The organism is Novosphingobium sp. 9, assembly GCF_025340265.1.
Taxonomy (GTDB): Bacteria; Pseudomonadota; Alphaproteobacteria; order Sphingomonadales; family Sphingomonadaceae; genus Novosphingobium.
Map to the genome: position 1 here is coordinate 2794980 of NZ_CP022707.1, position 11627 is coordinate 2806606.

General features: G+C 67.8%; 8 protein-coding genes. 3 read left to right on the forward strand and 5 right to left on the reverse strand.

Annotation, left to right across the window (positions count from 1 at the left end; all coding sequences use genetic code 11):
• Positions 1 to 82: 82 nt before the first annotated feature.
• Positions 83 to 1204, reverse strand: a complete 1122-nt coding sequence (gene hppD, locus CI805_RS13670; RefSeq protein ID WP_260924377.1) for a 4-hydroxyphenylpyruvate dioxygenase — start codon at positions 1202 to 1204, stop codon at positions 83 to 85.
• On the reverse strand, positions 1201 to 2073 hold the full coding sequence (gene phhA, locus CI805_RS13675) for a phenylalanine 4-monooxygenase (protein WP_260924381.1): 873 nt from the start codon (positions 2071 to 2073) through the stop codon (positions 1201 to 1203). Before phhA ends, hppD begins: the two co-directional genes overlap by 4 nt.
• A 113-nt stretch (positions 2074 to 2186) precedes the next feature.
• On the opposite strand from phhA, the gene CI805_RS13680 reads away from it, so the two are divergent.
• The 3 genes from CI805_RS13680 (at position 2187) to CI805_RS13690 (ending at position 4079) form a co-directional block, all read left to right on the forward strand.
• Positions 2187 to 2648, forward strand: a complete 462-nt coding sequence (locus tag CI805_RS13680; protein ID WP_260924384.1) for an Lrp/AsnC family transcriptional regulator — start codon at positions 2187 to 2189, stop codon at positions 2646 to 2648.
• 359 nt (positions 2649 to 3007) lie between these two features.
• Complete coding sequence (locus CI805_RS13685; RefSeq protein ID WP_260924401.1) at positions 3008 to 3208, forward strand: hypothetical protein; 201 nt, start codon at positions 3008 to 3010, stop codon at positions 3206 to 3208.
• A 46-nt stretch (positions 3209 to 3254) separates the two neighbouring features.
• Complete coding sequence (locus CI805_RS13690; RefSeq protein WP_260924403.1) at positions 3255 to 4079, forward strand: AbrB family transcriptional regulator; 825 nt, start codon at positions 3255 to 3257, stop codon at positions 4077 to 4079.
• A gap of 362 nt (positions 4080 to 4441) precedes the next feature.
• Here the strand turns inward: CI805_RS13690 and CI805_RS13695 are convergent, their stop codons facing one another.
• The 3 genes from CI805_RS13695 to CI805_RS13705 form a co-directional block, all read right to left on the reverse strand.
• On the reverse strand, positions 4442 to 9229 hold the full coding sequence (locus tag CI805_RS13695) for an NAD-glutamate dehydrogenase (RefSeq protein ID WP_260924405.1): 4788 nt from the start codon (positions 9227 to 9229) through the stop codon (positions 4442 to 4444).
• 200 nt (positions 9230 to 9429) lie between these two features.
• Positions 9430 to 10314 carry an ROK family protein gene (locus CI805_RS13700; protein ID WP_260924407.1) on the reverse strand — a complete coding sequence of 295 codons (885 nt, stop codon included), beginning with the start codon at positions 10312 to 10314 and terminating at the stop codon, positions 9430 to 9432.
• A complete protein-coding gene (locus tag CI805_RS13705; RefSeq protein ID WP_260924409.1) occupies positions 10314 to 11456 on the reverse strand; it encodes a glycoside hydrolase family 68 protein in 1143 nt (380 codons plus the stop codon). Before CI805_RS13705 ends, CI805_RS13700 begins: the two co-directional genes overlap by 1 nt.
• Between the last annotated feature and the right edge of the window lie 171 nt (positions 11457 to 11627).

An 11627-nucleotide genomic window follows, 5' to 3' on the forward strand; every position in this document is an offset into this window, starting at 1 on the left:
CCATGCCTGTAGCCCTACCATCTGTGCCCGCCTGACCTGACAGAGAAAGACAGAGAGGGGGTAGAGACGGACCGAATACCCCTCAGCGCGCCTCGATCAACCGGTCGGCGCCCTCATCGTCTAGCTTCAATACGCCGCGTCGCACCTGATCGCGCTCCATGCTTTCGAACAGCGCCTTGAAATTGCCCTCGCCAAAGCCATCGTCACCCTGCCGCTCGATGAACTCGAAGAACACCGGGCCGACCTGCGCCTCGGCGAAGATCTGGAGCAGCAGGCATGGCGCCTCGCCGGTCGTCGTCCCGTCGAGCAGGATGCCGCGCGCGCGAAGTTCGTCCACCGGCTGGCCGTGCCCCGGCAGGCGTTCGGCCAGCATCTCGTAGTAGGTTGCGGGCGGCGCGGTCATGAACGGCACGCCCAGTGCTTTCAGCGCATCCCATGTGGCGACAAGATCGTCAGAGATCAGCGCGATATGCTGGATGCCCTCGCCGTTGAAGGCGCGCAGAAACTCGTCGATCTGGCCTTTTCCAGCTTCACCCTCTTCGTTGAGCGGGATGCGGATCTTGCCGTCGGGCGCGGTCAACGCCTTGCTGGTGAGGCCGGTATATTCGCCCTTTATGTCGAAATAGCGGATCTCACGGAAGTTGAAGAGCCGTTCGTAGTAGTCCGCCCAATAGGCCATGCGCCCGCGATGGGCGTTGTGGGTCAGGTGATCGATCAGCTTAAGCCCCGCGCCGACGGGATGACGGTCGACGCCGGGGAGGTACTCGAAATCGATGTCGTAGATCGACAGCGCTCCGTCTCCATCCCGTTCATAGCGATCAACCAGATAGAGGATCGCATTGCCAACGCCGCGAATGCCGGGCAGGCGCAGTTCCATCGGCCCGGTGGCGACCTCCACCGGCTCGGCATCGCGGGCGAGCAGTTCGGCATAGGCAGCGGCGGCATCCTTCACCCGGAACCCCATGCCGCAGGCCGAAGGGCCATGCTCGCGCGCGAAGAACCAGGCGGGCGAACGCGGCTCGTAATTGGTGACGAAATTGATCCCGCCCTGCCGCCACAGCTCGACCTGCTTGGAGCGATGGCGCGCGACGAGCGTAAAGCCCATTGCCGCGAACACTGGCTCGAGCACGCCTTTCTCGGGCGCGGAAAACTCGACGAATTCGAATCCGTCGAGGCCGATGGGATTGGCGAAAAGGTCAGTCATGGGTTTGGCTCTCCGGCAAGGGTGAAAGGTGTTTCGCCGGGCAGCAAGGCCCCCGGCTCGACCGGGGGCGCGTGTCGCCCCTCGGCATAGAGCGGCGATAGATCCAGCGCGGACAGTTGGGCGATCAGCTGCTCCAAACTGTCGAGCACGAAGTAGGTCTGCTGGAACGTATCGATGCGATAGCCGGTGCGCTGCACGCGCGCCGGATCGAACGGCAGGCGCAGCACCGCGCTGTCCTCCACCGAGAAGCGCGTCTCGCCCGCCGAGGACAGGATGCCCGCCCCGAACGCCTTGAGGGCGCGCCCGTTTGCACCTTCCTCGCAGATCAGCCCGAACTCGATGGTGTACCAGTAAAGCCGCGCCAGCATGTCGAGCGCGCCCATCGCCATCGCCTTTGCGCCCGCGCGGCCATAAAGTTCGAGGAAGTCGGCAACGGCGGGATCCAGCAGCATCGGCACATGACCGAAGAAATCGTGGAACACGTCCGGCTCGACCAGATAGTCCAGCTCATGTTCCTCGCGCAGCCAGCGCGTCACTGGAAAGCGACGGTGCGCAAGATGCTCGAAGAACACTGCATCGGGGATGAAACCCGGCACCGCGACCAGCTGCCAGCCAGTCGCCGTCGCAATCACGCGGTTGGCCTCGTCGAAGCGGGGGATGCCGTTGGCACAGTCAAGCCGCGCCAGACCCTCGCGGAACGATCGCGCGGCGTGGGTGGCGGCGAGTGCGGACTGGCGCGCATAAAGGTGGCGCCAGCGATCGTGCATCGCCGGAGTGTAAGTGTGCCAGTCCTGCGCGAGGGTGTAATCCTCGCGCGCGCCTTCGTACTCTCCCCGAAGGCCGCTGGCGCTCGTTGACGGCTGCGGCATCTTCATAGCTCGACGATAGCACCACGGCCGCAGCGAATCCGTGTGAATTGCTGACCCCGCACCGATCCGCTAGAGTGGATTCCACCAAGAACCCCCGCAAAGGGAGAGGAACCATGCCGCTCGATGCGTTCGACCGTGCAATCATCGACGCGCTTCAGGAAGATGCTCGCATGCCGGTGGCGCAGATTGCCGAACGGGTGTCCCTATCGGCCACCCCGGTCAGCCGCCGCATCCACCATCTGGAAGAGGACGGCACGATCCAAGGCTACATCCCGGTGATCGACCCGCGCCGGATCGGGCTGGAACTCGACGCCTATGTGCTGATCAACCTGGAAGCCCATTCGGACGAAAGCATCCGCCGTTTCGAAAGCGCAATCGACGCGCATCCCTACGTCATCGCCTGTCACGCGGTGACGGGCGAGATGGACTACCTTGTCCACGTCGTCGCTCGCGATGTCGAACATCTCTCGCAGATCACTCTCAAGACACTCGTGCGCATCCCCGGCGTACGCGATGTCCAGTCGCTGATTGTGCTGGAAACGGTGAAACGCGCGCGAGCCTTGCCGCTGGAGTAAGAGCGCCTGCCGCCGCGACAGGCATAAACGGCTGGTCCGTAAACGCCCCATTGTGGACATATCCCCTCTCCTCTTGAGGGGAGAGGTACGCAGGCTTGGCTGCTTGCTGCCTAGCCGTAGTTGAGAGGGGTTTATACCGCGCGCTCCCCTCTCATAACCCTCTCCCTTGAAAGGGAGAGGGTTATGATCGCTAACCATCCCTTGCCCTTCAGAAGGGCAAGGCACCGGAGACCATCAGGCCATCCGAACCGCGAACAGGCGGAACAAAGCTTTGCCGCGATGCTTGCACCTGCATCCCCTTGCAGGCAGGAGCGTCGTCCTGCCTCCCTCTCGCCGCAACAAGGCTGCTGCCAGACCCGATGATCGCCCTGCTCACCCGATCCGCCCCGCTGCGCTGGTGCGTGCTGATCGCGCTCTCTGCGCTGCTCGCAGGCGGAATGGACCTGATCGGCATTCCCGCCGGGCTGATGATGGGGCCGATGGTCGCCTCGATCCTGTTCGCGGTGAACGGGGTCGAGATCAAGGTGCCCAAAGCCCCTTCGTCGCCTCGCAGGCGGTGATCGGCTGCCTGATCGCCTCCTCGCTGGGGCAGAGATCGTGCCGCAGATGGCTAGGAACGGCGCGCTGTTCGTCGGCGCGGCGCTGGCGACGCTGGCAGTCGCGTTCGGAACCGGCGTGGTGCTCGCCCGAATGCGCGTGCTGCCGGGAGCGGTCGCCGTCTGGGGCTCGGCGCCGGGACTTGCCACCGCGATGGTGCTGATGGCGCGCGACAGCGGCGCGGACTACCGCCTCGTCGCCTTCATGACGTACCTGCGCATGCTGATGGTCGCCATCGGCGCGACCGTGCTCTCGCTGGTGCTGGGCGCGCATGGCGGCGGCACCGCGCCTGCGCCCGCCCCCGTGCACGACCCGTGGTTCTGGCCGATCGACCTCCACGGCGCGCTCGCCTCGGTCGGCGTGTGCGTTGTCGGCGCGTTCCTCGGACGGCTGGTACGCCTGCCCGCCGGAGACCTGCTCGGCCCGCTGATCCTGGGCACCGTGCTCAATATCGCCGGGCTGATCCCGCACCTCGCGCTGCCGCAAATCGTGCTGGCGGCGGCCTACATGATCGTTGGCTGGGGCATCGGCGCCCGCTTCACCCCGCAGACCATCCAGCAGGCCCGCGCGGCGCTGCTGCCCGTCGCGATCTCGGTACTGGCGATGATCTCGGGCTGCTTCTGCCTTGGCCTTGCGCTCCACTGGGCGACCGGGGTGGACATCCCCACCGCCTACCTCGCCACCAGCCCCGGCGGCATGGCCGCCATCGCCGTGATCGCCGCCAGCTCGCCGGTAAACGTCGCCTTCGTGCTGACGCTCCAGACCGTGCGGATGGCCGCGATCCTGCTGTTCGGCCCGGCGATCGCGCGCGCGGTGGCGAAGCGGTTCGCGTGAGGGTTTTGAGGTAGGGAAGAAGGGGAAGGATAACGCAGGGGAGCAGAGCCCCCCTGCACCCCCGTTACGTCTCCCGACGCAAGGCTTGATGCGTGGCGAGCGCTTCGCGCTTTATCGCTAAGCTTTTACTTTCGTCATCCCCGCGCAGGCGGGGATCCAGTCCGACGCTGCGTAAGGAAGCTGGATCCCCGCCTTCGCGGGGATGACGAAATGAAGGAGCGGTGGCGTCAAAGGGGGCATGGGCGGCAGGACACAAAGCCTGCCCCACAAACCAAAGGCAGCGCCGGAAGACGTTCCGGGGGTGCAGGGGGCAAGGCCCCCTGCCGATATCCCTTAACCCCCTGAACCCCCGACCCCGACCTTCACCGCGCCAGCACGTTGCGCGCCTGGCTGGCGATCTGGGCCAGCATTGCGGGCGTGATCGGCAGCGCGGTTTCGGCGCGGGCGACCATCGCGCGGAACGCCCGCAGCGCGATCGTGTGCTCGGTACACCATGCATCCACTGCCGCCACCGGCTCGAAGTGGTGGCGCTTGAGCAGCTTGCCGGAGGGTGCGGCGGCGGCCAGCCCGCGCAGGAAGTCGAAGCGCATCTGCTGGAAATCGCGTGCGAGACCGGCGACGAGCAGGCGCTCCCACGGATCGGACGGGGCCATGATCGCCGCGGTCGACTGCGCCCAGTCGAGGCCGAGCGCGGCGCCGATGCGGGTGAAGCCATCGGCCAGACTGCGCGGCTCGTGCCCGGTCTGCGCGGAGAGATCGGCGATGCCCACCGCGCCGTCGAGGTCGTAGACATGCGTGACCATACCCGCCACGTCCTCGGGCGCGCCCAGCGCGACGAGATCGGCGTGGAGGCGGCGCGAGTGCGCGGCGGCGGCCTCGCCCAGCAGGTCGTGCGTGTTCTTCGCCAGTGCCGAGACGCCCTTGGTCAGACGCTCGATCAGATCGCCCGGCGCGGTGCGTCCGGCACCTGCGCGCAGGAGGTCCGCCATCTGCCCGCGCACGGCGACCGCCAGCTTGTCGAACAGGGCGATGCGCGTCGGCTCGCGCATGTCCGCCGTCTCCAGCATGCGCCAGATGGCAGACAGGCCATAGAGCCGGTCCGCCACGGCGAAGGCGGCGGCGACTTGCGCAAGGCTGGCGCCTTCTTCCTCGGCCAGTTCGAAGGGATGGACGATGCCGAGGCGGTTGACGATGCGGTTCGCCAGTTTGGTCGCGACGATCTCCCCGGCAAGGCGATGCCCCTTGATGAAGCGGGCGAACTTGTCCTGCATCGGCTGCGGGAAGGCGCCGAACAGCAGGTCCGACAGCGCCGGATCGGTGGCGAGCGCGCTGTGCTCGATGGCATCCTGCAGCACCAGCTTGCCGCTGGAGAGCAGCACCGCCAGCTCGGGCCGGGTCAGCCCCTGCCCGTCGAGCGCACGGCGGGTGAGTACCTCGTTCTCGGCAAGGCCTTCGGTGCGGCGATCCAGATGCCCGCCTTCCTCCAGCGTCTCGATCAGGCGCAGCAGCGAGGCGGTGGCCGCCGCCCCGCCGCGCTCGGCGATGGACAGCGCCATGGCCTGAAGGCGGTTGTCCTCCAGCACGATGTGCGCGACCTCGTCGGTCATCTCGGCCAGCAGCACGTTGCGCTTGGCCAGCGGCAGCTTGCCCGCGCGGCCCGCCGCGGCGAGCGCGATCTTGATGTTCACCTCGTTGTCCGAGCAGTCGACGCCTGCCGAATTGTCGATGAAGTCGGCGTTGATGCGGCCACCCTTCAGCGCAAATTCGATGCGCGCGGCCTGCGTGATGCCAAGGTTCGCGCCCTCGCCGATCACTTTGGCACGCACTTCGTTGGCGCTGACGCGAAGGCCGTCGTTGGCGGGATCGCCCACGGTCGCGTTGTTTTCGGTGGAGGCCTTCACATACGTCCCGATGCCGCCGAACCACAGCAGGTCCACCGGCGCCCACAGGATCGCCGAGATCAGCGATTCCGGGTCCACTTCGGCCACATCGAAGCCCAGCACCTTGCGCATTTCGGGGCTGAGCGGGATCGACTTCATCGAGCGCGGGAACACCCCGCCGCCGGGCGAGATCAGCCCCTTGTCATAATCGTCCCAGCTCGAATGCGGCAGCGCGAACATGCGCGCGCGCTCGGCCCAGCTCTTCGCCGCGTCGGGGTCGGGATCGAGGAAGATGTGGCGGTGATCGAAGGCGGCGACCAGCTTGATCGACTTCGAGAGCAGCATGCCGTTGCCGAACACGTCGCCCGACATGTCGCCGCAACCCGCCACGCGCACCGGCTCGGACTGCACGTCCACGCCCATTTCGAGGAAGTGACGCTGCACCGAGAGCCATGCGCCCTTGGCGGTGATGCCCATCGCCTTGTGGTCATAGCCGTTCGAGCCGCCGCTGGCGAAGGCATCGTCGAGCCAGAACGAACGCTCTGCCGCAATGGCATTGGCGACGTCGGAGAACTTGGCCGTGCCCTTGTCCGCCGCCACCACGAAGTACGGGTCCTCGCCGTCGGTCACGGTCACGCCTGCCGGGTGGACCACCTTGTCGCCGACGATATTGTCGGTGATCGAGAGCAGCGTGTCGATGAACACCTCGTAGCTGCCCTGCCCTTCTGCGGCCCAGCCCGCGCGGTCCACCGCAGGATCGGGCAACTGCTTGGGATAGAAGCCGCCCTTGGCGCCGGTCGGCACGATCACCGCGTTCTTGACGCGCTGGGCCTTCATCAGGCCAAGAATCTCGGTGCGGAAATCGTCGCGACGGTCTGACCAGCGCAGGCCCCCGCGCGCGACCGGCCCGGCGCGCAGGTGAATGCCTTCGACCCGCTGCGAATAGACGAAGATCTCGCGCCAGGGCAGCGGCTTGGGCAGGCCCGGAACTTTCGCGCTGTCGAACTTGAACGCGAGCGCGATCTGGCCCGCAGGCGCAAAGGCATTGGTGCGCAGCATCGCCTCCACCACCGCGCGGTAGGCGCGCAGCAGACGGTCGGCATTGATCGAGCTGACGGCGGCAAGGCCGGTGCGGATCGCCTCGTCGGCCTCGGCATGGGCGGCCTCGCGGTCGCCTGCAAACTCCGGGTCATGCGCGGCGACGAACAGCTGGAGCACCCCTTGCGTGACCGCAGGCGCGCCGAGAAGCGCGTCGACCACGGTGGGAATGCCGTAATGCGTGCCCGCCTGCCGCAAGTAGCGATACCAGGCGCGCAGCCAGTGAATTTCGCGCCCCGTCAGGCCAAGGCCGGGGACGAGGCGGTTGAAGGCGTCGTTCTCGCCCTCGCCGTTGAGCACACCCGCCAGCGCCGTCTCGATCAGGGTCGCGCGATCCAGCGCACCGTCGAGGGACTGACCACCCATCCCTTCGAGCACGAAATCGTGGATCGTCGCGGTGCGGCCCGCCTCAAGCCGGGTCGGCACTTCGGCCAGCACCCGGAAACCGAAGTTCTCCAGTGCGGGCACGGCGTCGGACAGCGGCAAACCGCCGCCGATCTGGTAGACTTTCAGGCGCAGGCGTCCTGCGGCATCGTCGGCATGGCGATAGAGCCGCACGCCGCGCTGGAGCGCCGGGGCATCGGGATCGACGTCCAGCTCGCCCGCCCCTTCCGTGGCGAGCAGGCGGCGCAGCTGGATCATGTCGGTCGCCGCCTCGGCGGCGCCGTAATCGCTGCGATAGCCGATCGGGAAGGCATCGGCATAACGCGCGGCGATGGCGGCGGCCCGCAAGGTCTCGCCCTGCTGCACCAGCGCCGCCTCAACCGCCTCGGGCCAGCCGCGCAGCATGACCTGCAACTGATGGTCGAGCGCGTCCTCATCCAGATCGCGCGAACCCTCGCGGATATCAAGCGTGTAGCGCAGCATCGCCAGCGTACCGCCATCGACCTGCAGGCTCCAGTCGAGCGTCGGCGCATCGGCGGCCTGTTCGACCATCGCCTGAATGCGCTGGCGCATCTGCGTGGAGAGCAGGTCGCGCGGCAGCCACACGAAGGCGAAGAGGTGGCGCGAGAGCGGGCTCTGCGTCACCAGCAGGCGCGGGCGCGGGCGATCGACCAGCGCGCTCATCGTCGTCGCCAGTCGCTCCACATCGTCGCCCGGCAGGCCGAGCACCAGATCGTGCGGCAGGCTGGTGAGCGCGTGGGCCAGCGCCTTGCCGCTGTGGCCGTGCGGGTCCAGCCCCAGCCGGGCGCCGATGGCCGCCAGTTGCGCGCGCAGGCGCGGCACCCGGTCGGGCGTGGCGCTGAGCGCGGCGCTCGTCCAGATCCCGGCATGGACCGACAGCGCGACCAGCTTGCCCTTCTCGACGACGGGGACGAGGAACAGGTCCAGCGGCACACGGCGATGCACGCGCGAGATGCGGTTGGCCTTGACCACCAGCGGCGCGGCGACCTCGCCCGCCGCCAGTCGTGCGTCGAACACCTCGAAGGCGCGGGCATAGCTGGCGTCGGATAGCAGCGAGCGATCCTCGCGACGGCAGATGCCCAGCGCATCGGCATGGCTTTCGTCCCGCCGGCGGGTGACATGGCCGACTTGCGTGAGCATGCCGCCTGCAAACCAGCGCAGCAGGTCCGCGCCTTCGGGATCGGCAACCGTTTCGGCATCGGCCTTCATCGCCGCGACCATCTGCGGCCAGTCGCTCACCGCCGCGCGCACATCGGCGAGCGTCTCTTCGAGCGATTTGAGCAGATCCTGCCGGTGGCGGGCATCGACACGCTCGCACTCGATGTAGATCATCGATTCGCGCGTGCCCTGATCGGCGGCGGCGCACAGGGTTTCGAGCGCGCCCTTCTTGTCGCGCGTCACGGTGACGACCGGGTGCGCGAGGTGATCGACCACCAGCCCCGCTTCGGCGAGCGCGGCGGCGACCGAGTCGACCAGGAACGGCATATCGTCGTTGACGATGGCAAGGCGCAGGATGCGGCGCTCGTCCTCGGCACCGGCGCTCGCCAGTTCGATGGCGGGCGTCGCGGCCTTGCGCGTGGTCGCGACGGTCAGCAGGAAGCGCGCGGCCTCGTCCGCCCAGCCGGGCGACACCGGCGCATCGCCGGGCATCAGCGAATCGCGGATCGCGGCGGCCAGCGCAGCCGTCAGCGCGGGCTCAGGCCCTTCGGCACCCTTGGCTTTCGAGGAGGTCTTGGGGGCAGTTGCAGTCTTCTCGCCGGCACTCATGCTTCTCTCCGCAGCTTCGGCCGCTCCCCGCGAAGGGAGCGGGCGGACACGGCAGCGAAGACCGCCTGTGGGAAGCTGGCGGGTCGCAGGGCGTGTCCGGACCGCCAAGTCCTAACCCAGCGACCCGCGCTCGAAAAGCAACAAAATTACAACTGCGTGAAATGCAATCGGGAGAGGGACGAAGGCCTCAGGCCAAAGCCTTAGCCCAGCGCGCGCTCGGCGACGACCAGCGCCCCGGTCGGCCCGGCATCGTTGCCCAGCAGCGGCGGGACGACGAGCGCCTCCAGCGTTGCCGGGTCACAATCGCGCAGATAATCGCCCAGCAGCGCGGGCACGCGCGTGATCGCGGCGGGCAGCAGGTGCGGCTGACGCTGGCTGACGCCGCCGCCCACAACGATGCGCTGCGGCGACAGCGACATGATGAGCGCTGCAAACAGTTCCGCCAGATCGTGTGCCACCGCGTCCCAGCCGGGGTGATCGACGGGGATCTCGGCCGGGTGGCAGCCGAAGCGCGCGGCGAGCGCCGGGCCGCTGACGAGTCCTTCCACGCAATCGCCATGGAAGCGGCAGGCCCCGGCGAACGTGTCGCCCGGCGCGCGGCGCAGGCGCATGTGGCCAACTTCAGGATGCAGCATGCCGTGGATCGGCTCGCCCTCGATCAGGATGCCGCCGCCAACGCCGGTGCCGATCGTCAGGTAAACCAGCGAGCCGCAGCCCTGCCCGGCGCCGATGCGGTGCTCGGCCAGCGCCGCCGCGTTGACGTCGGTATCGAGACCCACCGGCACGCCCAGCGCATCTGCAATCATCGCGACGACCGGCGCGCCCTGCCAGCCCGGCTTGGGCGTATCGAGCATCACGCCGTAATCCGCCGCCGTGGTAGCGACCCGGATCGGGCCGAACGCGCCGATACCCACGGCATCGACAGGCACGCGGCTCTGCCATCCGGCGATCAGGTCGGCCGCGCGGCCGAGCGTCTCGTCAGGTGTCGTCGTCGGAAACTCCTCGCGTTCGAGGATGTGTCCGGGCCGTCCCAGGACCACGATGGTCTTGGTGCCGCCCATTTCGATACCGGCCAGTTCATGCATCACGAGCGCGCCTGTGCCAGACCCGCACGGGGTCCATCAAGCGCCAAATGCAGGAAGGGTGCAAACCCGCCGCCGAAATGCGCGCGCCCTGCGGGCTTGGCGATGGCAGCGCTATCATCCAGCCCCCGGTAATCGACGAAGCTGGCGACCGAAAGATCGGGCAGGACCCACCAGCTATAGGCCTGGAACGGCTCGCAGACCGGGTTGGCGAGGACCAGCCCATGGCCGTTGAGCAAGGTCCATGGCCCCTCGATACCGCTTGCCACGGCGCCGTAGAGACCGGTCGGCGCCGCGATACCCGGCGCAAAGATGTCGGGCGCGAAAACGTGGCGCTGGGTTGACCAGAACAGGTAGAGCAGTCCGCCGTGCGCCACGATGTGCGGACGTTCCAGTTCGTTGTTCGTCCCGCTGGCATCGACCAGCGGCGGCAGGCGTCGAAAACGGCCATCCGCTTCCCGGCGCGCCAGACCGATCACGCCGTTGAACGCACTGTCGCTGCGCGCCGAGGACGCAGTGAACAGCAGGTACTCCTCGCCCTGCGCGGTACGATGCAGAGCCGGATCGCGGAACGCCTTGATCTCGCCCGCGCGCCCGCTGGCGTCATGGCCGCTGAGATAGAACTCGCCCTGTGGCGCGACCAGTTCGCGCAGGTTCGTCCATGCCCCGAACGCCGCGCCATCGCTGGCCTCGCGCAGCATCGTATCGGCGGCGAACAGGCGCTGGCGGAACGAGAGCGCCCGCTCCCCCCGCTCGCCCGCCGCCGTGAACAGCAAGGTCACGCGCCCCGCCTCGTCGCACCGGGCCGAGCCGGACCATTCGCGACTGCCGGGCGTGAAGCCGTCCGCGAAAGTCGGCCCCAGCGGCAGGAATGCCCCGTTCTGGCGATGATAGTGGTGTATGCGCGCGACGCCGTGGCGCGCTTCGGGATCGTCCAGCACTGGCGCGGTCAGCGCGAACCACAGCTCGCCCCCGCGCCACGGCACCGGCGCGCCCCGCCCATCCGCCAGCGGCCAGGCGTCCCACACGTCTAGCGCGGCATCGACCCGAGAGACATCCGAGGCCGCGATCACCGGCGCGCGGTCGACGTCGCCCGCCGCCAGCCCCGACAGGTGTTCCGCCGTCCACCGTAGCGGCGCCGTCACGCGCGAATACCTATAGGCCGGTCATCAATATCAAAGGGGTCATCCATACCACTAAGGGCTGCGCGCCATGATGCCGGCTCGTCCATTCTTCACTCTCCCGTTTTGCGGGCACGACTAACCGATGATGCAATCGTTTTACAGACAAATCGCGCTCAAAATGGTCCGCAAAGG

What these genes read in the sequence shown, in the direction of transcription:
- CI805_RS13690 (WP_260924403.1), top strand. Translation starts at nt 3,255, where the DNA reads ATGGCTAGGAACGGCGCGCTGTTCGTCGGCGCGGCGCTGGCGACGCTG.
- CI805_RS13685 (WP_260924401.1), top strand. Translation starts at nt 3,008, where the DNA reads ATGATCGCCCTGCTCACCCGATCCGCCCCGCTGCGCTGGTGCGTGCTG.
- phhA (WP_260924381.1), bottom strand. Translation starts at nt 2,073, where the DNA reads ATGCCGCAGCCGTCAACGAGCGCCAGCGGCCTTCGGGGAGAGTACGAA.
- hppD (WP_260924377.1), bottom strand. Translation starts at nt 1,204, where the DNA reads ATGACTGACCTTTTCGCCAATCCCATCGGCCTCGACGGATTCGAATTC.
- CI805_RS13680 (WP_260924384.1), top strand. Translation starts at nt 2,187, where the DNA reads ATGCCGCTCGATGCGTTCGACCGTGCAATCATCGACGCGCTTCAGGAA.
- CI805_RS13695 (WP_260924405.1), bottom strand. Translation starts at nt 9,229, where the DNA reads ATGAGTGCCGGCGAGAAGACTGCAACTGCCCCCAAGACCTCCTCGAAA.
- CI805_RS13700 (WP_260924407.1), bottom strand. Translation starts at nt 10,314, where the DNA reads ATGCATGAACTGGCCGGTATCGAAATGGGCGGCACCAAGACCATCGTG.